Origin of the sequence: Pseudomonas sp. PDM02 (assembly GCF_014852285.1) — a bacterium.
Classification (GTDB): Bacteria; Pseudomonadota; Gammaproteobacteria; order Pseudomonadales; family Pseudomonadaceae; genus Aquipseudomonas; species Aquipseudomonas migulae.
Genome location: NZ_JACVBL010000006.1, coordinates 203,784 through 223,181 on the forward strand (window position 1 = coordinate 203,784; position 19,398 = coordinate 223,181).

Annotated in this window: 22 protein-coding genes; 13 read left to right on the forward strand and 9 right to left on the reverse strand. The window is 59.7% G+C overall.

What is annotated here, in order from left to right:
- Positions 1-2 precede the first annotated feature (2 nt).
- The 8 genes from ptsN to IB245_RS12675 form a co-directional block, all read right to left on the reverse strand.
- The gene (gene ptsN / locus IB245_RS12640; RefSeq protein WP_008026914.1) at positions 3-467 is read right to left on the reverse strand and encodes a PTS IIA-like nitrogen regulatory protein PtsN; all 465 of its coding nucleotides are present in this window, start codon (positions 465-467) and stop codon (positions 3-5) included.
- 12 nt (positions 468-479) lie between these two features.
- A complete protein-coding gene (hpf, locus tag IB245_RS12645; RefSeq protein ID WP_007941242.1) occupies positions 480-788 on the reverse strand; it encodes a ribosome hibernation-promoting factor, HPF/YfiA family in 309 nt (102 codons plus the stop codon).
- Positions 789-862: 74 nt separating this feature from the next.
- Positions 863-2,356, reverse strand: coding sequence for an RNA polymerase factor sigma-54 (locus IB245_RS12650; RefSeq protein WP_032828652.1), 1,494 nt, complete (start codon positions 2,354-2,356; stop codon positions 863-865).
- A gap of 184 nt (positions 2,357-2,540) precedes the next feature.
- Entirely contained in the window at positions 2,541-3,266 is a 726-nt protein-coding gene (gene lptB, locus IB245_RS12655) for an LPS export ABC transporter ATP-binding protein (RefSeq protein WP_008026918.1), read from the reverse strand.
- Positions 3,266-3,814, reverse strand: a complete 549-nt coding sequence (lptA, locus tag IB245_RS12660) for a lipopolysaccharide transport periplasmic protein LptA (protein ID WP_008026920.1) — start codon at positions 3,812-3,814, stop codon at positions 3,266-3,268. Before lptA ends, lptB begins: the two co-directional genes overlap by 1 nt.
- Positions 3,801-4,373 carry an LPS export ABC transporter periplasmic protein LptC gene (gene lptC, locus IB245_RS12665; RefSeq protein WP_008026921.1) on the reverse strand — a complete coding sequence of 191 codons (573 nt, stop codon included), beginning with the start codon at positions 4,371-4,373 and terminating at the stop codon, positions 3,801-3,803. The genes lptA and lptC overlap by 14 nt, the downstream gene beginning before the upstream one ends.
- Before the next feature lie 7 nt (positions 4,374-4,380).
- Entirely contained in the window at positions 4,381-4,905 is a 525-nt protein-coding gene (locus tag IB245_RS12670) for a KdsC family phosphatase (RefSeq protein ID WP_008037377.1), read from the reverse strand.
- On the reverse strand, positions 4,905-5,879 hold the full coding sequence (locus IB245_RS12675) for a KpsF/GutQ family sugar-phosphate isomerase (RefSeq protein ID WP_008026924.1): 975 nt from the start codon (positions 5,877-5,879) through the stop codon (positions 4,905-4,907). The genes IB245_RS12670 and IB245_RS12675 overlap by 1 nt, the downstream gene beginning before the upstream one ends.
- Before the next feature lie 276 nt (positions 5,880-6,155).
- Between IB245_RS12675 and IB245_RS12680 the strand changes: the two genes are divergently transcribed.
- From IB245_RS12680 to hisC, 10 genes are all read left to right on the forward strand, one after another.
- On the forward strand, positions 6,156-6,965 hold the full coding sequence (locus IB245_RS12680) for an ATP-binding cassette domain-containing protein (protein WP_008026926.1): 810 nt from the start codon (positions 6,156-6,158) through the stop codon (positions 6,963-6,965).
- A complete protein-coding gene (mlaE, locus tag IB245_RS12685; protein ID WP_008026928.1) occupies positions 6,965-7,762 on the forward strand; it encodes a lipid asymmetry maintenance ABC transporter permease subunit MlaE in 798 nt (265 codons plus the stop codon). The genes IB245_RS12680 and mlaE overlap by 1 nt, the downstream gene beginning before the upstream one ends.
- Positions 7,762-8,229 (forward strand): outer membrane lipid asymmetry maintenance protein MlaD, encoded by a 468-nt coding sequence (gene mlaD, locus IB245_RS12690; RefSeq protein ID WP_008026930.1) that lies wholly within the window; start codon positions 7,762-7,764, stop codon positions 8,227-8,229. Before mlaE ends, mlaD begins: the two co-directional genes overlap by 1 nt.
- 11 nt (positions 8,230-8,240) lie before the next feature.
- Positions 8,241-8,897 carry a phospholipid-binding protein MlaC gene (locus IB245_RS12695; protein ID WP_008026933.1) on the forward strand — a complete coding sequence of 219 codons (657 nt, stop codon included), beginning with the start codon at positions 8,241-8,243 and terminating at the stop codon, positions 8,895-8,897.
- Positions 8,894-9,199: a lipid asymmetry maintenance protein MlaB gene (locus tag IB245_RS12700; RefSeq protein WP_192227733.1), complete on the forward strand. Its 306-nt coding sequence runs from the start codon at positions 8,894-8,896 to the stop codon at positions 9,197-9,199. The genes IB245_RS12695 and IB245_RS12700 overlap by 4 nt, the downstream gene beginning before the upstream one ends.
- A 113-nt stretch (positions 9,200-9,312) precedes the next feature.
- Entirely contained in the window at positions 9,313-9,552 is a 240-nt protein-coding gene (locus IB245_RS12705) for a BolA family protein (protein ID WP_007901566.1), read from the forward strand.
- A gap of 22 nt (positions 9,553-9,574) precedes the next feature.
- Positions 9,575-10,840, forward strand: a complete 1,266-nt coding sequence (murA, locus tag IB245_RS12710) for a UDP-N-acetylglucosamine 1-carboxyvinyltransferase (RefSeq protein ID WP_008026938.1) — start codon at positions 9,575-9,577, stop codon at positions 10,838-10,840.
- 127 nt (positions 10,841-10,967) lie between these two features.
- Positions 10,968-11,603, forward strand: coding sequence for an ATP phosphoribosyltransferase (hisG, locus tag IB245_RS12715; RefSeq protein ID WP_008026940.1), 636 nt, complete (start codon positions 10,968-10,970; stop codon positions 11,601-11,603).
- Between the two features lie 125 nt (positions 11,604-11,728).
- Complete coding sequence (gene hisD, locus IB245_RS12720; protein WP_192227734.1) at positions 11,729-13,054, forward strand: histidinol dehydrogenase; 1,326 nt, start codon at positions 11,729-11,731, stop codon at positions 13,052-13,054.
- A 1-nt stretch (position 13,055) separates the two neighbouring features.
- Positions 13,056-14,108, forward strand: a complete 1,053-nt coding sequence (gene hisC / locus IB245_RS12725; RefSeq protein ID WP_192227735.1) for a histidinol-phosphate transaminase — start codon at positions 13,056-13,058, stop codon at positions 14,106-14,108.
- A 140-nt stretch (positions 14,109-14,248) separates the two neighbouring features.
- Here hisC and algW read toward each other — a convergent pair whose 3' ends face one another.
- Positions 14,249-15,409, reverse strand: coding sequence for a Do family serine endopeptidase AlgW (gene algW, locus IB245_RS12730; protein WP_008026944.1), 1,161 nt, complete (start codon positions 15,407-15,409; stop codon positions 14,249-14,251).
- 102 nt (positions 15,410-15,511) lie between these two features.
- On the opposite strand from algW, the gene IB245_RS12735 reads away from it, so the two are divergent.
- The 3 genes from IB245_RS12735 to cysN all read left to right on the forward strand — a co-directional run bounded on the left by IB245_RS12735 (position 15,512) and on the right by cysN (position 19,335).
- Positions 15,512-16,270 carry a Nif3-like dinuclear metal center hexameric protein gene (locus tag IB245_RS12735; RefSeq protein ID WP_192227736.1) on the forward strand — a complete coding sequence of 253 codons (759 nt, stop codon included), beginning with the start codon at positions 15,512-15,514 and terminating at the stop codon, positions 16,268-16,270.
- A 239-nt stretch (positions 16,271-16,509) separates the two neighbouring features.
- Complete coding sequence (gene cysD / locus IB245_RS12740) at positions 16,510-17,427, forward strand: sulfate adenylyltransferase subunit CysD (protein ID WP_008026947.1); 918 nt, start codon at positions 16,510-16,512, stop codon at positions 17,425-17,427.
- Positions 17,428-17,436: 9 nt separating this feature from the next.
- Positions 17,437-19,335, forward strand: a complete 1,899-nt coding sequence (cysN, locus tag IB245_RS12745) for a sulfate adenylyltransferase subunit CysN (RefSeq protein ID WP_192227737.1) — start codon at positions 17,437-17,439, stop codon at positions 19,333-19,335.
- Positions 19,336-19,398: the final 63 nt, after the last annotated feature.

A 19,398-nucleotide genomic window follows, 5' to 3' on the forward strand; every position in this document is an offset into this window, starting at 1 on the left:
GATTAGTGCCCGTTTTGCTCGTCCAGGACAACCTGATACAAGGCTTCATTGCTCGGGGCGCTACGCAGGCGATCGCGGACTTCCTTGCGATCGAGCATGCTGGCGATCTGGCGGAGCAATTCAAGGTGCGCATCGGTAGCGGCTTCGGGGACCAGCAAGACGAACAGCAGGTCAACCGGAGCACCGTCGATGGCGTCGAAATCGATGGGGGCGTCCAGGTGCATCAAGGCGCTGATGGGCGAGGTGCAACCTTTCAGCCGGCAGTGAGGGATAGCGATGCCGTTGCCAAAACCGGTCGAGCCGAGTTTTTCACGGGCAATCAACGCCTCGAAGACATCTTGCATCTCCAGATCCGGCACTTCCCGGGCGATCAGGTTGGCAATTTGCTCGAGGGCTTTCTTTTTGCTGCCGCCCGGCACGTTCACGAGGGAACGGCCGGGGGTCAGGATGCTTTCAAGTCGGATCATGGGTTGGGAGTGTTAACGACCGGTCGCGCCCTGGAGGAGGCTCTGGGTCTTTTCCTTATGCTTTTTGAGTTGTTTATCCAGCTTGTCGGTCAATGCGTCGATCGCCGCGTACATATCGGTATGTTCCGCGTTGGCGACCACTTCATTGCCGGGAATATGCAGCGTGGCTTCGATTTTCTGCTTCAGCTTTTCGACCGTCATCGTGACCTGCACGTTGGTGATCTTGTCGAAATGCCTCTCTAACCGTTCGAGTTTTTCGCCGATGTAGGTGCGAAGAGGTTCGGTCACTTCCAGTTGGTGTCCACTGATGTTGACTTGCATACAGCTTCTCCTTCGTTGCCAGTGCATAAAGCGGTAGACCAGATGATCTACCACTGGAACGCTGTGGCGTGGCTCTACATCAACCGCTTGCGTTCGCTCGAAGGCGCGATCCCGAGGGATTCGCGGTACTTGGCGACGGTGCGGCGAGCCACCTGAATGCCTTGTGCCTCCAGTAAACCAGCGATCTTGCTGTCACTCAACGGCTTTTTCTGATTTTCCGCGGCAACCAGTTTTTTGATGATCGCGCGGATCGCCGTGGACGAGCATTCACCGCCTTCGGAGGTGCTGACGTGACTGGAGAAAAAGTATTTCAGCTCATATATGCCCCGGGGGGTATGCATGAATTTTTGTGTGGTTACGCGGGAAATCGTCGACTCGTGCATGCCCACCGCTTCGGCGATGTCATGCAGCACCAGCGGTTTCATCGCTTCGTCGCCGTATTCCAGAAAACCGCGCTGATGCTCGACGATCTGGGTGGCAACTTTCATCAGGGTTTCGTTGCGGCTTTGCAGGCTCTTGATGAACCAGCGGGCCTCTTGCAACTGATTGCGCATGAAGGTGTTGTCGGCACTGGTGTCGGCGCGGCGCACAAAACCGGCGTATTGGGCGTTGACCCGCAGCCGTGGCACCGATTCCTGGTTCAGCTCGACCAGCCAGCGCTCGTTGTCTTTGCGCACGATCACGTCGGGGACGACGTACTCGGCTTCGCTGGATTCGATCTGCGAGCCAGGGCGCGGGTTGAGGCTCTGAACCAGTTCGATCACCTGGCGCAGTTCATCTTCCTTGAGCTTCATGCGGCGCATCAGTTGGCTGTAGTCGCGGCTGCCGAGCAGGTCGATGTAATCGGTGACCAGGCGCTTGGCCTCGGCCAGCCAAGGTGTCTTGGCAGGGAGTTGGCGCAATTGCAGCAGCAGGCATTCACCCAGGTTGCGGGCGCCGATGCCGGCGGGTTCGAATTGCTGGATGCGATGCAGGACGGCTTCGATCTCGTCCAGTTCGATGTCGAGTTCCGGATCGAAGGCTTCGAGGATTTCCTCGAGGGTTTCGTCCAGGTAACCCTGATTGTTGATGCAGTCGATCAGGGTCACGGCGATCAGGCGATCGGTGTCGGACATCGGCGCCAGGTTCAGTTGCCACAACAGGTGGCTTTGCAGGCTCTCACCGGCGGATGTACGGGTCGTGAAATCCCACTCGTCGTCATCGTTGCTCGGCAGGCTGCTGGCGCTGGTCTGGTAGACGTCTTCCCAGGCGGTGTCGACGGGCAGTTCGTTGGGAATGCGCTCGTTCCAGTCACCTTCCTCGAGGTTGTCCACCGTCGGGGCGGTTTCCTGATAGGAGGGTTCTGAAACGTCGGCGTTGGGTTGCTGTTCGGCTTTGTCGGCCAAGGGGTCGGCGTTATCGAAGTCGTCGCCTTCTTCCTGGCGTTCGAGCATCGGATTGGACTCCAGGGCCTCCTGGATTTCCTGTTGCAGGTCCAGGGTCGACAATTGGAGCAGGCGGATGGCCTGTTGCAGCTGCGGTGTCATCGTCAGCTGCTGGCCCATTCTCAAGACTAGCGATGGTTTCATGGCAGGGGCTAAACACCTTATTCGCCGGCGCACATGCGCCATCCACTACAGGGCGCCGAAGCGCCAAACATAAGCAAATTATATGCCCGAAACCGTAGCGTTTGCCTAGAGCGCTGTAACAATAAAAAAGTATTGATTTTTTATCGAGACAAGCGCTCGGACAGCCAGCCAGACACCTCTGTGCTTACAGGCGGAACTCATGGCCCAGATAGACTTCTTTCACGAGGTCGTTGGCCAGGATGGTGGCCGAATCACCTTCGGCGATCAGTTGGCCATCGTTGACGATGTAGGCGGTTTCGCAGATATCCAGCGTTTCACGGACGTTGTGGTCGGTGATCAGCACGCCAATGCCCTTGGCCTTGAGGTGGTAGATGATCTGTTTGATGTCGCCCACCGAAATCGGGTCCACGCCGGCGAACGGTTCGTCGAGGAGGATGAATTTCGGGTTGGTGGCCAGTGCCCGGGCGATTTCCACGCGGCGGCGCTCGCCACCGGACAGGCTCATGCCGAGGCTGTCGCGGATGTGGCTGATGTGGAATTCCTGCAGCAGGCTTTCCAGTTCCTTGCGGCGATCGGCCTTGTCGAGTTCCTTGCGGGTCTCGAGGATCGCCATGATGTTGTCGGCGACCGAGAGTTTGCGGAAGATCGACGCTTCTTGCGGAAGATAGCCGATACCTGCCTTTGCACGACCGTGCATCGGCTGGTGGCTGACGTCCAGATCATCGATCAGTACGCGACCCTGATCCGCCTGAACCAGGCCGACAATCATGTAGAAACAGGTGGTTTTACCGGCGCCGTTAGGGCCAAGCAGGCCGACGATCTGACCGCTGTCGATAGACAGGCTGACGTCGCGCACGACCTGACGGCTCTTGTAGCTCTTGGCCAAATGCTGAGCTTTCAGAGTTGCCATTACGGGGCCTTTTGCTCGTCGGTTTTCTTTTTCGGCTGGATAACCATGTCGATACGTGGACGCGACTCGGTCACATTGGTGCCCGTGGCACGGCCTGCGCTGGCAAGCTTTTTGTTGGTGTCGTAGACGATTTTCTCGCCTTGGGTGACGTTACCGTCCTTATCGACAACTTTGGCGCGATCGATCAGCACAACGCGGTCTTGCGAGGCGTGGTACTGGATGGTGACGCCCCAGCCCTGAACCGGCTTGGTGTCGCCCGCCGTTTGCAGTTGTTCGAAATAGGCAAGGTTGCCCACCGAAGTCACCACGTCGATGTCGCCCGCAGGGGTGCGGGTCATGGTCACAGTATTGCCTTTAACGATCATCGAACCTTGGGTGATGATCACGTCACCTTTATAGGTGGCAATACCGTTCTTGTCGTCCAGTTGGGCGTCGTCGGCCTGGATGCGGATCGGCTGCTGTTGATCGTTCGGCAGAGCCCAGGCGCTCACGCTTCCCAGTGCTGCGCTCAGGCCGAGCAAAATAGGGAGAGTTTTAACGAGCCTCATACTGTCCTCTTACGTTCGATAGCAGGTGTATCCTGCTTTCTTTCAAATACGCTTTCATTCCCTTGCCAGTCGATACACCGCCAGCGCCGTCGATTCTAACGGGTTGCTCGGTCTGCGCATATTGCTGTTGCGGGAACACGGTCATGCGGGTGGTGGTAATCAGGGTCTTGCGGTTTTTCTCGTCGAAACGCGTGATGCGCACCGAGTCGATCAGTTCGACCTGAGTGCCGTCCGGGTTGACCTCGCCGTGTTCGCTCTGGACGTGCCAAGGGAACTGGGTGCCGCGGAACAGGTTCAGGTCCGGGTTGGTCAGCAGCGTCACTTCGGTCGCCTTCAGGTGTTCAACCTTGTCGGACGTCATTTCGTATTGCAGTTTGCCATCCGGCAGGAACTGGACGCTGTGCGCGTTGATCGCGTAGTAGTCGATTTCGCTTTCATCGACCTTTGCCACAGGCTTGTCGAGGAAGCGCTCCGGGCTGATGTTCCAGTAGCCGACCGCAGCAAATATCGCTGCGATGCAACCGAACATCAGGATGTTGCGAAATTTCTTGCTCAGCATAGTTGGCTCACAGGTACGCGGCGTTGGCCGCATCGAGGCGGCCCTGGGCGCGCAGGATCAATTCGCAGAATTCGCGAGCGGCACCCTCGCCACCACGGGCCTGGGTGATGCCGTGGGCGTGTTCACGCACGAAGCTGGCGGCATTGGCCACCGCCATGCCCAGGCCAACGCGGCGGATCACCGGCAGGTCTGGCAGGTCGTCGCCGAGGTAGGCGACTTGTTCATAGCTTAGATTGAGCTGTGCGAGAAGCTCGTCAAGCACCACCAGTTTATCTTCACGGCCCTGATAAAGGTGGGGAATACCGAGGTTCTTCGCCCGTCGCTCGACCACCGGGGTCTTGCGGCCGCTGATGATAGCCGTCTGCACGCCCGCTGCCATCAACATCTTGATGCCCTGGCCGTCGAGAGTATTGAATGTCTTGAATTCGCTGCCGTCTTCAAGGAAGTACAGGCGTCCGTCAGTCAGGACGCCGTCGACGTCGAATACCGCCAGTTTGATCTGTTTGCCGCGTTGCAGCAGGTCCGTGCTCATTACATTACTCCCGCACGCAGCAAATCGTGCATGTTCAAGGCGCCGACCGGGCGGTCTTCGCTATCGACCACGACCAGCGCGTTGATTTTATGGTCTTCCATGATTTTCAGGGCCTCGGCCGCGAGCATCTCGGCGCGGGCGGTCTTGCCGTGAGCGGTCATGACCTGGTCGATCGTCGCGCTGTGGATGTCGATGCTGCGATCCAGGGTGCGGCGCAAATCGCCGTCGGTGAAGATCCCGGCGAGTTTGCCGTCGGCTTCCAGGATCACGGTCATGCCCAGACCCTTGCGGGTCATTTCCATCAGCGCGTCCTTGAGCAGGGTGCCGCGCTGGACTTGCGGCAGCTCCTGCCCGGCGTGCATGACGTTTTCCACTTTCAACAGCAGGCGTCGGCCCAGCGCGCCACCAGGGTGGGAAAAGGCGAAGTCTTCAGCAGTAAAGCCGCGGGCTTCCAGCAGCGCAACGGCCAGGGCGTCGCCCATGACCAGTGCCGCGGTGGTCGACGATGTCGGCGCCAGGTTCAGCGGGCAGGCTTCGTGCTCGACGTGCACGTTGAGGTTGACCTCGGCGGCCTTGGCCAGCGGTGAGTCGGGGTTGCCGGTCACGCTGATCAGTTTGATGCCCAGGCGCTTGATCAGCGGCAGCAGGGTCACGATTTCGTTGGTGGAGCCGGAGTTCGACAGGGCCAGGATGATGTCATCGCGGGTGATCATGCCCATGTCGCCGTGACTGGCTTCGGCCGGGTGCACGAAGAATGCGGTGGTGCCGGTGCTGGCCAGGGTGGCCGCGATCTTGTTACCGATGTGCCCTGATTTGCCCATGCCGACCACGACTACGCGGCCTTTGCTGGCCAGAATCATCTCGCAAGCGCGTACGAAATCTGCGTCGATGTGGGGCAGCAAGCCTTCTACGGCTTCCAGTTCGAGGCGGATGGTGCGTTGTGCTGATTGAATCAGGTCGCTGGATTGGCTCATGTCAGAAATCGTATAGCCTGATGAAAAGGCGGCGATTATAGCGGTAATGATCGAAACCCTCACGCAAGTTCGTCGCGCTTTGTCATTCCCTGTTACCGAAACCCTCCGAGTGAAAGCTTTTTGCCTGTCATGTTGCTGAACATGGCCCGGCTTGGCGCTTGGGCGCTTGGCCTTTGCAGTGATATAGTTCGCCGCCAGTTCGGCCTGCCCGGGAGGTATGTGCTTTCGTCAGAAAGTCAGGCGTCCGAGTGAGAGGCTGCATCGCAAGGAGTTTAGATGAGTGCCGATAACGCCTACGCGGTCGAGCTGAAGGGACTGACCTTCAAGCGCGGTTCGCGCAGCATTTTCAATAACGTCGATATCCGTATTCCACGCGGCAAGGTCACCGGCATCATGGGGCCTTCCGGGTGTGGCAAGACCACATTGCTGCGTTTGATGGGCGCACAGCTGCGTCCCACCAAGGGCGAAGTCTGGGTCAACGGTCAAAACCTGCCGAAGCTGTCGCGCAGCGATTTGTTCGACGCTCGCAAGCACATGGGCGTGCTGTTTCAGAGCGGCGCACTGTTTACCGATCTCGATGTGTTCGAGAACGTCGCCTTTCCGCTTCGCGTTCATACCGAGCTTCCGGAAGAAATGATCCGGGACATCGTCCTGCTCAAATTGCAGGCCGTGGGCCTGCGTGGCGCCATCGACCTGATGCCCGAGGAACTGTCCGGCGGCATGAAGCGTCGTGTGGCGCTGGCCCGGGCAATTGCTCTCGATCCGCAGATTCTCATGTATGACGAACCCTTCGTCGGTCAGGACCCGATCGCCATGGGCGTCCTGGTGCGCCTGATCCGCCTGCTCAACGACGCGCTGGGCATCACCAGCATCGTGGTCTCCCACGATCTGGCCGAGACGGCGAGCATCGCCGACTACATCTATGTGGTGGGCGAAGGCCAGGTGTTGGGGCAGGGCACGCCCGAGGAACTGATGAACTCGCAGGAGCCGCGAATTCGCCAATTCATGACCGGCGAACCCGACGGCCCGGTGGCGTACCACTTTCCAGCGACGGATTACCGCGCAGATCTTCTGGGGAAGCGTTGATGCGCAAGATTTCACTATTGGAGCGCGTGCGCCGGTTCGGCCACTCCGGCATCGATGTGCTGGCAGTGTTCGGTCGTTCGACGATCTTCCTGTTTCATGCCTTGCTCGGCCGTGGCGGTATCGGCGGCGGGTTCGGGCTGCTGATCAAGCAATTGCATTCGGTGGGCGTAATGTCCCTGGTGATCATCGTGGTCTCCGGGGTGTTCATCGGCATGGTGCTGGCACTGCAGGGGTTCAACATCCTGTCCAGCTATGGTTCGGAGCAGGCGGTCGGGCAGATGGTTGCGCTGACGTTGCTGCGTGAACTGGGCCCCGTGGTCACGGCGTTGTTGTTCGCCGGGCGCGCCGGTTCGGCCCTGACGGCTGAAATCGGCAACATGAAGTCCACCGAGCAGTTGTCCAGTCTGGAAATGATTGGTGTCGACCCGCTCAAGTACATCATTGCCCCGCGCCTGTGGGCCGGCTTCATTTCCCTGCCGGTGCTGGCGATGATTTTCAGCGTGGTGGGTATCTGGGGCGGTTCGTGGGTGGCCGTCGACTGGCTGGGTGTCTATGAAGGTTCCTACTGGTCGAACATGCAAAACAGCGTGACCTTTGCCGACGATGTGCTGAACGGCATCATCAAAAGCATTGTCTTCGCTTTTGTCGTGACCTGGATCGCCGTATTCCAAGGCTATGACTGCGAGCCCACATCCGAGGGGATCAGTCGTGCCACTACCAAGACCGTTGTGTACGCCTCGTTGGCGGTACTCGGCCTGGACTTTATTCTGACCGCCTTGATGTTTGGAGATTTCTGATGCAAAACCGCACCCTGGAAATCGGTGTCGGCCTTTTCTTGCTGGCTGGCATCCTGGCTTTGCTGTTGCTGGCGTTGCGGGTGAGTGGCCTGTCCCCGAGCGCAACCAACGATACATATAAACTTTATGCGTATTTCGACAATATCGCCGGTTTGACGGTCAGAGCTAAAGTGACCATGGCCGGTGTGACCATCGGCAAGGTCACGGCGATCGATCTGGACCGCGACAGTTTCACCGGTCGAGTGACGATGCAGCTGGAAAAGCGCGTAGATAACCTGCCGAATGACTCCACTGCATCTATCCTGACTGCTGGCCTGTTGGGCGAGAAGTACATCGGTATCAGCGTGGGCGGCGAAGAAGCCCTGCTCAAGGATGGTGGAACCATCCATGACACCCAGTCGTCGCTGGTGCTCGAGGACCTGATCGGTAAATTCCTGCTCAATACCGTTAGCAAAGACGCCAAATGAGGAGCTTTTGAATGATCTCTACCTTGCGACGTGGCCTGTTGGTATTACTCGCGGCCCTGCCGTTGATGGCTAACGCCGTGGCGGCGCCTTCCGCGCACGAACTGGTACAAGACACCACGACCCGGTTGCTGGCGGATCTGTCGGCCAACAAAGAGAAATACAAGCAGGACCCGCAGGACTTTTACACGGCGCTGAACACCATCGTCGGGCCTGTGGTGGATGCCGAGGGCATCTCCAAGAGCATCATGACGGTCAAATATTCGCGCAAGGCCACGCCGGCGCAAATGAAGACCTTTGAAGAAAACTTCAAGAAAGGCCTGTTCCAGTTCTATGGCAACGCCTTGCTCGAGTACAACAACCAGGGCATCGTCGTCGACCCTGCCAAGGATGAGTCGGGAGACCGCACCAGCGTTGGCATGACGGTCAAAGGCAGCAACGGCGCGATCTATCCTGTGTCCTACACGCTCGAGAAGATCAACGGCGAGTGGAAGCTGCGTAACGTGATCATCAACGGCATCAATATTGGCAAGCTGTTCCGCGACCAATTCGCCGATGCGATGCAGCGCAATGGCAACGACCTGGACAAGACCATCAATGGTTGGGCCGGTGAAGTCGCCAAGGCCAAGGAAGCCAGCCAGAAGCAATCCACCGAGCAGCAAGCCCAATGAGTGTATCGGCCATTCGCATGAACGAATCCGGTGAACTGATGCTCAGCGGCATGCTGGACTACCTCACTGGCCCGGGCCTGCGCAAGCAGGGCCAGGCGCTGATCAAGGCCAGCAAGGCCCCCGCACTGGTGGTGGACTGTTCGGCGGTGTTGAAATCCAGCAGCGTCGGCTTGTCGTTACTGCTGTGTTTCATGCGGGATGCGCACGAGGCCGGCAAGACGCTGAGCATCCGCGCGATGCCCGAAGACATGCGCGAAATCGCTCAGGTCAGCGAAATGACCGAGCTGTTGGCGCATCCCTAACCGCATCGACAGAGAAGCCCCCCGTCAGAGTCCTGCTTCGCGGGGTTCGCAGGCGCGGGGCTTTTTTGTATGATGTCCGACCCGCGCGCACAGGGCGCCGATTGAGGTTGAGCATGCAGGCCGTAGAAGTGAAGAGCTTCCTTGAAGGAAAGCTGCCAAACACCAAGGTGGAAGTTGAAGGCGAAGGCTGCAATTTCCAGCTGAATGTGATTAGCGATGAACTGGCGGCGTTGAGCCCGGTGAAGCGTCAGCAGCAGGTCTATGCCCATTTGAACCCATGGATCACCGATGGCAGCATCCATGCGGTCACTATGAAATTTTTCAGCAGCGCGGCCTGGGCCGAGCGCACCTGAGCCCAAGGGCGTCGAGATTCTTATGGATAAATTGATTATTACCGGTGGCGCTCGTCTTGATGGCGAGATCCGCATTTCCGGGGCAAAGAACTCTGCCCTGCCGATCCTGGCTGCAACTTTGCTGTGCGATGGCCCGGTTACCGTTGCCAACCTGCCGCACCTGCACGACATCACCACCATGATCGAGCTGTTCGGTCGCATGGGCATCGAGCCGGTGATCGACGAGAAACTCAGCGTCGAAATCGACCCGCGCACCATCAAGACCCTGATCGCTCCGTACGAACTGGTAAAAACCATGCGTGCGTCGATCCTGGTGCTGGGCCCGATGGTTGCCCGTTTCGGTGAAGCCGAAGTCGCACTGCCTGGCGGCTGCGCCATCGGTTCGCGTCCGGTGGACCTGCACATCCGTGGTCTTGAAGCCATGGGCGCGGTCATCGACGTCGAAGGCGGCTACATCAAGGCCAAGGCGCCTGAAGGCGGCCTGCGTGGCGCGCACTTCTTCTTCGACACCGTCAGTGTGACCGGTACCGAAAACATCATGATGGCCGCTGCCCTGGCCAAGGGCCGCAGCGTGCTGGCCAACGCCGCGCGCGAGCCTGAAGTGGTCGACCTGGCGAACTTCCTGATCGCCATGGGCGCCAAGATCTCTGGCGCCGGCACCGACACCATCACCATCGATGGCGTCGAGCGTCTGCACACCACCACTTACAAAGTGATGCCGGACCGTATCGAAACCGGTACCTACCTGGTTGCCGCCGCCGTGACCGGCGGTCGTGTGAAGGTCAAGGACACCGATCCGACCATCCTCGAAGCCGTCCTGGAAAAACTCCGTGAGTCGGGTGCCGAAATCAACTGCGGCGAAGACTGGATCGAGCTGAACATGCACGGCAAGCGGCCAAAAGCCGTCAATGTGCGCACTGCTCCATACCCGGCGTTCCCGACTGACATGCAGGCGCAGTTCATCTCGCTCAACGCCATTGCCGAAGGCACCGGTGCCGTGATCGAGACGATCTTCGAAAACCGCTTCATGCACGTTTACGAACTGCACCGCATGGGCGCCAAGATCCAGGTCGAAGGCAACACCGCCATTGTCACCGGTACCGAGAAGCTGAAAGGCGCGCCAGTCATGGCCACCGACCTGCGTGCTTCGGCCAGCCTGGTGATCTCGGCGCTGATCGCTGAAGGCGACACCCTGATCGACCGCATCTACCACATCGACCGTGGTTACGAGTGCATCGAAGAGAAACTGCAGATGCTCGGCGCCAAGATCCGCCGCGTACCGGGCTAGTTTTTTGCTGCATGGGCATAAGGATGTGCCCGTTGAATTCGTTTCAAGTCGAGGGTACTTCACCCACGATGTGTGTCCGGCGCCGTTTGTGACCGGGCACGTACCTTGATAAGGACTGACGTTTCCCATGTTGACCATCGCACTGTCCAAGGGCCGCATCCTTGACGACACCCTGCCGCTTCTGGCTGAAGCGGGCATCGTGCCGACCGAGAATCCGGACAAGAGCCGCAAGCTGATCATCCCCACGACCCAGGAAGATGTACGCCTGCTGATCGTGCGCGCCACCGATGTGCCGACCTATGTCGAGCATGGTGCCGCTGACCTGGGCGTCGCCGGTAAAGATGTGCTGATGGAATACGGCGGCCAGGGTCTCTACGAGCCTCTGGACCTGCGCATTGCCCTCTGCAAGCTGATGACCGCTGGCCGTGTCGGCGATGTCGAGCCCAAGGGCCGTTTGCGGGTGGCGACCAAGTTCGTCAACGTTGCCAAGCGTTACTACGCCGAGCAGGGCCGTCAGGTCGACATCATCAAGCTGTACGGCTCGATGGAACTGGCGCCGCTGATCGGTCTGGCGGACAAGATCATCGACGTGGTCGACACCGGCAATACCCTGCGTGCCAATGGCCTGGAACCCCAGGATTTCATTGCCGACATCAGCTCCCGGCTGATCGTCAACAAAGCTTCGATGAAAATGCAGCACGCCCGTATCCAGGCGTTGATCGACACCCTGCGCAAGGCAGTGGAGTCTCGACACCGCGGCTGATTCACCTGCGCGACCTTGAGTCGCGCCCGTCTATCCGCCTCATAGCCAGAATCTCAGGTGCCCAAGCGGAAACGACTGCTAAGTTAGGGCGCCTGAGTTTTTGCCATTCCTATGAGGCTCTCGCTATGACCGCACCGACTGCAATTCGCCGACTCAACGCTGCTGACCCGGATTTCGCACATCATCTGGATCATCTGCTGAGCTGGGAAAGTGTGTCTGACGACTCGGTCAATCAGCGGGTGCTGGACATCATCAAGGCCGTGCGCGAGCGTGGTGATGCGGCGCTGGTGGAATTCACCCAGAAGTTCGACGGCCTGGAAGTCGCCTCGATGGCCGACCTGATCCTGCCGCGCGAGCGCCTGGAACTGGCGCTGACCCGCATCACTGTGCCACAGCGTGAAGCGCTGGAAAAAGCCGCGGCCCGCGTGCGCAGCTACCACGAAAAGCAGAAACAGGATTCCTGGAGCTATACCGAGGCCGATGGCACCGTGCTGGGCCAGAAGGTCACGCCGCTGGATCGCGCCGGTCTTTATGTCCCGGGCGGCAAAGCGTCGTACCCGTCGTCCGTACTGATGAATGCGATCCCGGCCAAAGTGGCGGGCGTGACCGAAGTGGTCATGGTGGTACCGACCCCGCGCGGTGAAATCAACGAGCTGGTATTGGCCGCAGCGTGCATCGCTGGCGTCGATCGTGTGTTCACCATCGGTGGCGCCCAAGCGGTTGCCGCGTTGGCTTATGGCACCGAAAGCGTGCCGAAGGTCGACAAGGTGGTCGGCCCGGGCAACATCTATGTCGCCACCGCCAAGCGTCACGTGTTCGGCCAGGTCGGCATCGACATGATCGCCGGTCCGTCGGAAATCCTCGTTGTGTGCGACGGCCAGACTGATCCGGACTGGATTGCCATGGACCTGTTCTCCCAGGCCGAGCACGACGAAGACGCCCAGGCGATTCTGGTCAGCCCGGACGCCGCATTCCTCGATAAGGTCGCCGCCAGCATCGCCAAACTGCTGCCGACCATGGAACGCGCCGAGATCATCGAAACCTCGATCAATGGTCGTGGGGCGCTGATCCAGGTTCGCGATATGGAGCAAGCCATCGAAGTGGCCAACCGCATCGCACCGGAGCACTTGGAGTTGTCGGTCGCCGATCCACAAGCGTGGTTGCCGCAGATCCGTCACGCCGGCGCAATCTTCATGGGCCGTCACACCTCCGAAGCCTTGGGCGACTACTGCGCCGGCCCGAACCACGTGCTGCCGACCTCCGGCACTGCTCGTTTCTCGTCGCCGCTGGGCGTGTACGACTTCCAGAAGCGCTCGTCGATCATCTTCTGCTCTGAGCAGGGTGCGTCGGAACTGGGCAAGACCGCTTCCGTGCTGGCCCGTGGCGAGTCGCTGACCGCCCACGCCCGCAGTGCCGAATACCGCATCATCGACGACAAGCAGGGGAACTGAGATGAGTAAATTCTGGAGCCCGTTCGTCAAGAACCTAGTGCCTTACGTGCCGGGCGAGCAGCCGAAACTGGCGAAACTGGTGAAGCTCAACACCAACGAAAACCCGTACGGCCCATCGCCAAAAGCCCTGGCGGCGATGCAGACCGAGCTAAACGACAACCTGCGTTTGTACCCGGACCCGAACAGCGACCTGTTGAAGAACGCTGTCGCCAAGTACTACGGCGTGCAAAGCAATCAGGTGTTCCTCGGCAACGGTTCCGATGAAGTCCTGGCGCACATCTTTCACGGTTTGCTGCAACACGATCAGCCGGTGCTGTTCCCGGACATCAGCTACAGCTTCTACCCGGTCTACTGCGGGTTGTACGGCATCACGTTCGACGCGGTGCCGCTGGACGAGCAGTTCCAGATCAACCCGGCGGATTACGCCAAGCCGAACGGCGGGATCATCTTCCCGAACCCGAACGCCCCGACCGGTTGCCTGCTGGCGCTGGACGCGGTTGAGCAAATCCTCAAGGCCAGCCCGGATTCGGTGGTCGTGGTGGATGAGGCTTACATCGACTTCGGTGGCGAGACGGCGATCAGTCTGGTGGGCCGCTATCCGAATTTGCTGGTGACTCAGACGTTGTCCAAGTCCCGTTCCCTGGCCGGCCTGCGGGTCGGTCTGGCGGTGGGGCATCCGGACCTGATCGAGGCGCTGGAGCGGATCAAGAACAGCTTCAACTCTTATCCGCTGGACCGCCTGGCGAACGTCGGTGCAGCCGCCGCGTTCGAAGACCGCGAGTACTTCGACAAGACCTGCGGGTTGGTGATCGAGAATCGCGAGAAGGTCGTCGCGCAACTGCAAGCCAAGGGCTTTGAAGTGCTGCCGTCAGCGGCGAACTTCATCTTCGCCCGGCATCCGCAGCACGATGCAGCGGGGCTGGCGGCGAAGTTGCGCGAGCAAGGCGTGATCGTCCGGCACTTCAAGCAGGAGCGCATTGCGCAGTTCCTGCGGATTTCGATTGGCACACCTGAACAGAATCAGGCACTGATCGACGGCCTCGGCGACCTCTAAACACCCCACAACCCCTGTAGGAGCAAGGCTTGCCCGCGAAGAACGATGACACGGTGTATCAAGTACACCGCGTCATTGTTCTTCGCGGGCAAGTCGGATCGCCGCACCGCTCGCTCCTACAGGGATCGTGTGGGGAGTGCTTACTGTTCTTCTTTCTCTTTGACCGGCGCCGGTGGCGGGCGCAAGCCGATTTCAGCGGTGAGCTTCAGTTCCTTGCCGTTGCGCATCACCTGAACCGTGACTTTGTCGGTCGGTTTGATCCGCGCGACCTGGTTCATCGAGCGACGACCATCACCGGCCGGTTCGCCGTCGATGGTGAGAATCACGTCACCCAATTGCAGGCCGGCCTTCTGCGCCGGACCGTCACGGAAAATCCCCGCGACCACAATGCCCGGACGTCCCGACAGGCCATACGACTCCGCCAGTTCCTGGCTCAACGGCTGCACTTCGATACCGAGCCAGCCGCGAATCACCTGGCCGTGTTCGATGATCGACTTCATGACTTCCATCGCCAGTTTGACCGGGATCGCGAAACCGATGCCTTGCGAACCGCCGGACTTGGAGAAGATCGCCGTGTTGATCCCGGTCAGGTTGCCATTGGCATCCACCAGCGCACCGCCGGAGTTGCCGGGGTTGATCGCGGCGTCGGTCTGGATGAAATCTTCGTAGTTGTTCAGGCCCAGCTGGTTACGGCCGGTGGCGCTGATGATGCCCATGGTCACGGTCTGGCCGACGCCGAACGGGTTGCCGATGGCCAGTGCGACGTCGCCGATGCGGATGTTGTCGGAGCGGCCGACGGTGATCGACGGCAGGTTTTTCAGATCGATCTTCAGGACCGCGAGGTCGGTTTCCGGGTCGCTGCCGATGACGCGGGCCAGGGTTTCACGCCCGTCCTTCAGCGCGACGACAATCTGGTCGGCACCGCTGGTCACGTGGTTGTTGGTCAGCAGGTAGCCTTCCGGGCTCATGATCACGCCGGAGCCGAGGCTCGATTCCATGCGTTTCTGCTTGGGCGCGTTGTCGCCGAAGAAGCGGCGGAACTGCGGGTCTTCGAACAGCGGATGGTTCGGCTTGTTGATGACTTTGGTGGTGTACAGGTTCACCACCGACGGCGCAGCGGTGGTGACTGCGTCGGCATAGGACACCGGCCCCTGTTGCATGGTGGTGGTTTGCGGGGCTTGCTGCAGGTTGACGTCGAGGCTTGGAAGCCCGACCCACTGCGGGTAACGCTGGATGATCAATAGAGCGATAAGCACGCCGGCCAACAGCGGCCAGCCGGAAAAACGCAGCGCCTTGAGCATTAAGCACGTCCTGAGAGGTTGCAGGCGGTTAGAGACCGCCCATAATGTCGCGCATTATACGAGGCCGCGCGCGCCTCTGAACGGGATATTTAGGAGTCTTTTATGGCCGTCGCCCTGAGCACCCTGGTCGAAGAAGCCGACCGTTATCTGAACAGTGCAAAGATTGCCGATTATTGCCCCAACGGGTTACAGGTCGAAGGCCGGCCGCAGGTGATGCGCATCGTCAGTGGCGTCACGGCCAGTCAGGCGTTGCTGGATGCAGCGGTTGAAGCGCAGGCCGATCTGGTGCTGGTGCATCACGGTTACTTCTGGAAGGGCGAGAACCCGTGCATCACCGGCATGAAGCAGCGTCGGTTGAAAACTCTGCTCAAGCACGACATCAGCCTGCTGTCCTATCACTTGCCGCTGGACCTGCACCCGGAAGTCGGTAACAACGTGCAGCTCGCCCGTCAGTTGGACATCACCGTCGAAGGGCCGTTGGATCCGGATAACCTGAAGATTGTCGGTCTGGTCGGCTCGTTGAACGAACCGATGACGCCGCGTGATTTCGCTCGCCGCGTGCAGGAAGTCATGGGGCGCGAGCCGCTGCTGATTGAAGGCAGCGAGATGATTCGTCGGGTCGGCTGGTGCACCGGTGGCGGCCAGGGGTATATCGATCAGGCGGTCTTGGCGGGCGTCGATCTGTACCTCAGCGGTGAGGCGTCCGAACAAACCTTCCACAGCGCCCGGGAAAACGACATCAGCTTCATCGCCGCCGGTCACCACGCCACCGAGCGTTATGGTGTGCAGGCGCTGGGGGATTACCTGGCGCGACGGTTTGCGCTGGAGCACATCTTCATCGATTGCCCGAATCCGATCTAGTTTCATGTAGGAGCGAGGCTTGCCCGCGAAAAACGATAACGCAGTACATCATGCACACCGCGTTATCGTTCTTCGCGGGCAAGCCTCGCTCCTACAAGGTCCCTGGGCCCAAACGAGGGGGTATATTCATATACCCTTTCGATCTAGCTCGCGTCCTGATTAGAAGAGGTCGCTGTGCTAGGATTCCCCGCTCGAACACGGCCCGCTGGCCGTCCATAAGATCGTTTTCGTGAGTAGCCATGGTCGACAAACTGACGCATCTGAAACAGCTGGAGGCCGAAAGCATCCACATCATCCGCGAGGTCGCCGCCGAGTTCGATAACCCGGTGATGCTGTACTCCGTCGGTAAAGATTCCGCCGTGATGCTGCACCTTGCGCGCAAGGCATTCTTCCCGGGCAAATTGCCGTTCCCGGTGATGCACGTCGACACCCGGTGGAAGTTCAAGGAAATGTACGAATTCCGCGACCGTATGGTCGAAGAACTCGGCCTGGACCTGCTGGTGCACGTGAACCCCGATGGCGTGGCCCAGGGCATCAACCCGCTGACCCACGGTAGCGCCAAGCATACCGACATCATGAAAACCGAGGGCCTGAAACAGGCGCTCGACAAGTACGGTTTCGACGCCGCTTTCGGTGGCGCTCGCCGCGACGAAGAGAAGTCCCGCGCCAAAGAGCGCGTGTATTCCTTCCGCGACACCAAGCACCGCTGGGACCCGAAAAACCAGCGTCCAGAACTGTGGAACGTCTACAACGGCAACGTCAACAAGGGCGAATCGATCCGCGTTTTCCCATTGTCGAACTGGACCGAACTGGACATCTGGCAGTACATCTACCTCGAAGGCATCCCGATTGTGCCGCTGTATTTCGCCGCCGAGCGCGACGTCATCGAGATGAATGGCACCTGGATCATGATCGACGACGAACGCCTGCTCAATCACCTGAGCGACGAAGACAAGGCGCGCATCGTCAAGAAGAAAGTCCGTTTCCGTACATTGGGTGACTACCCGCTGACCGGTGCGGTCGAGTCCGAGGCCACCAGCCTGACCGACATCATTCAGGAAATGCTCCTGACGCGAACTTCCGAACGCCAGGGCCGGGTCATCGATCACGATGGCGCAGGCTCGATGGAAGAAAAGAAACGTCAGGGTTATTTCTAAGGGGTTGTCATGTCGCACGCATCTGATTTGATCAGCGAGGACATCCTCGCCTACCTGGGCCAGCACGAACGCAAGGAAATGCTGCGCTTTCTGACCTGTGGCAACGTCGACGACGGCAAGAGCACCCTGATCGGGCGCCTGCTGCACGACTCCAAGATGATCTACGAAGATCACCTGGAAGCCATCACCCGCGACTCGAAAAAAGTCGGCACCACCGGCGAAGACATCGACCTGGCATTGCTGGTCGACGGCCTGCAGGCCGAGCGTGAGCAGGGCATCACCATCGATGTCGCCTACCGCTACTTCTCCACCGCCAAGCGCAAATTCATCATCGCCGACACCCCTGGCCATGAGCAGTACACCCGCAACATGGCCACCGGTGCATCCACCTGTGACCTGGCGATCATCCTGGTCGACGCCCGCTACGGCGTGCAGACCCAGACCCGTCGCCACAGCTTCATCGCCTCGTTGCTGGGCATCAAGCACATCGTGGTCGCCATCAACAAGATGGACCTCAACGGCTTCGACGAAAGCGTGTTCGAGTCGATCAAGGCCGATTACCTGAAGTTCGCCGAAGGCATCGCGTTCAAGCCGACCACCATGGCCTTCGTGCCGATGTCGGCGCTGAAGGGCGACAACGTGGTGAACAAGTCCGAGCGCTCGCCGTGGTACACCGGCCAGTCGCTGATGGAAATTCTCGAAACCGTCGAAATCGCCAGCGACCGCAACTACACCGACCTGCGTTTCCCGGTGCAGTACGTCAACCGTCCGAACCTGAACTTCCGTGGTTTCGCCGGCACCCTGGCCAGCGGCGTCGTGCACAAGGGCGATGAAGTCGTTGTGCTGCCGTCGGGCAAGAGCAGCCGCGTGAAATCCATCGTCACCTTCGAAGGTGAGCTGGAGCATGCCGGTCCGGGTCAAGCGGTGACGCTGACCATGGAAGACGAGATCGACATCTCTCGCGGCGACTTGCTGGTGCACGCCGACAACCTGCCGCAAGTGACTGACGCCTTTGACGCCATGCTGGTATGGATGGCCGAAGAACCGATGCTGCCGGGCAAGAAATACGACATCAAGCGCGCTACGACGTATGTGCCGGGTTCGATCACCAGCATCGTCAATCGCGTTGACGTGAACACCCTGGAAGAAGGTCCTGCCAGCGCGTTGCAGTTGAACGAGATCGGTCGCGTCAAGATCAGCCTCGACGCCGCCATCGCGCTGGACGGTTACGCGAGCAACCACACCACCGGTTCGTTCATCGTCATCGACCGTTTGACCAACGGCACCGTTGCCGCCGGCATGATCATCGCTCAGCCGTTGGCGCATGGCAGCAGCACGCACCACGGCAAACTGGCGCACGTTGCCACCGAAGAACGCGCTCAGCGTTTCGGCCAACAGCCGGCCACCGTGTTGTTCAGCGGCTTGTCGGGCGCGGGCAAAAGCACTCTGGCGTATGCGGTTGAACGCAAGTTGTTCGACCTGGGCCGTGCGGTGTTTGTGCTCGATGGCCAGAACCTGCGTCACGACCTGAACAAAGGTCTGCCACAGGATCGCGCCGGGCGTACCGAGAACTGGCGTCGTGCCGCGCACGTTGCGCGTCAGTTCAACGAAGCCGGTCTGCTGACCCTCGCTGCGTTTGTTGCGCCGAGTGCAGAAGGGCGTGAGCAGGCCAAGGACCTGATCGGCAAGGAGCGTCTGCTGACGGTCTACGTCCAGGCCTCGCCGACTGTTTGTGCCGAGCGTGATCCGCAAGGCTTGTACGCCGCGGCCGGGGATAACATTCCGGGCGATTCCTTCCCGTACGACGTGCCGCTGGACGCCGACCTCGTGGTCGACACCCAGTCGCTGTCGCTGGAAGAAAGCGTCAAGCAAGTGCTGGATCTGCTGCGCAAGCATGGCGCGATCTAAGCGTTAGCTGCTCATGAAAAACCCGCCGATGAGTGATCATCGGCGGGTTTTTTTGTGGGGCAA

Bases quoted from the DNA above. Each gene is read 5' to 3' on its own strand.
- ptsN (WP_008026914.1), bottom strand. From the start codon at position 467: ATGATCCGACTTGAAAGCATCCTGACCCCCGGCCGTTCCCTCGTGAAC.
- hpf (WP_007941242.1), bottom strand. From the start codon at position 788: ATGCAAGTCAACATCAGTGGACACCAACTGGAAGTGACCGAACCTCTT.
- IB245_RS12650 (WP_032828652.1), bottom strand. From the start codon at position 2,356: ATGAAACCATCGCTAGTCTTGAGAATGGGCCAGCAGCTGACGATGACA.
- lptB (WP_008026918.1), bottom strand. From the start codon at position 3,266: ATGGCAACTCTGAAAGCTCAGCATTTGGCCAAGAGCTACAAGAGCCGT.
- lptA (WP_008026920.1), bottom strand. From the start codon at position 3,814: ATGAGGCTCGTTAAAACTCTCCCTATTTTGCTCGGCCTGAGCGCAGCA.
- lptC (WP_008026921.1), bottom strand. From the start codon at position 4,373: ATGCTGAGCAAGAAATTTCGCAACATCCTGATGTTCGGTTGCATCGCA.
- IB245_RS12670 (WP_008037377.1), bottom strand. From the start codon at position 4,905: ATGAGCACGGACCTGCTGCAACGCGGCAAACAGATCAAACTGGCGGTA.
- IB245_RS12675 (WP_008026924.1), bottom strand. From the start codon at position 5,879: ATGAGCCAATCCAGCGACCTGATTCAATCAGCACAACGCACCATCCGC.
- IB245_RS12680 (WP_008026926.1), top strand. From the start codon at position 6,156: ATGAGTGCCGATAACGCCTACGCGGTCGAGCTGAAGGGACTGACCTTC.
- mlaE (WP_008026928.1), top strand. From the start codon at position 6,965: ATGCGCAAGATTTCACTATTGGAGCGCGTGCGCCGGTTCGGCCACTCC.
- mlaD (WP_008026930.1), top strand. From the start codon at position 7,762: ATGCAAAACCGCACCCTGGAAATCGGTGTCGGCCTTTTCTTGCTGGCT.
- IB245_RS12695 (WP_008026933.1), top strand. From the start codon at position 8,241: ATGATCTCTACCTTGCGACGTGGCCTGTTGGTATTACTCGCGGCCCTG.
- IB245_RS12700 (WP_192227733.1), top strand. From the start codon at position 8,894: ATGAGTGTATCGGCCATTCGCATGAACGAATCCGGTGAACTGATGCTC.
- IB245_RS12705 (WP_007901566.1), top strand. From the start codon at position 9,313: ATGCAGGCCGTAGAAGTGAAGAGCTTCCTTGAAGGAAAGCTGCCAAAC.
- murA (WP_008026938.1), top strand. From the start codon at position 9,575: ATGGATAAATTGATTATTACCGGTGGCGCTCGTCTTGATGGCGAGATC.
- hisG (WP_008026940.1), top strand. From the start codon at position 10,968: ATGTTGACCATCGCACTGTCCAAGGGCCGCATCCTTGACGACACCCTG.
- hisD (WP_192227734.1), top strand. From the start codon at position 11,729: ATGACCGCACCGACTGCAATTCGCCGACTCAACGCTGCTGACCCGGAT.
- hisC (WP_192227735.1), top strand. From the start codon at position 13,056: ATGAGTAAATTCTGGAGCCCGTTCGTCAAGAACCTAGTGCCTTACGTG.
- algW (WP_008026944.1), bottom strand. From the start codon at position 15,409: ATGCTCAAGGCGCTGCGTTTTTCCGGCTGGCCGCTGTTGGCCGGCGTG.
- IB245_RS12735 (WP_192227736.1), top strand. From the start codon at position 15,512: ATGGCCGTCGCCCTGAGCACCCTGGTCGAAGAAGCCGACCGTTATCTG.
- cysD (WP_008026947.1), top strand. From the start codon at position 16,510: ATGGTCGACAAACTGACGCATCTGAAACAGCTGGAGGCCGAAAGCATC.
- cysN (WP_192227737.1), top strand. From the start codon at position 17,437: ATGTCGCACGCATCTGATTTGATCAGCGAGGACATCCTCGCCTACCTG.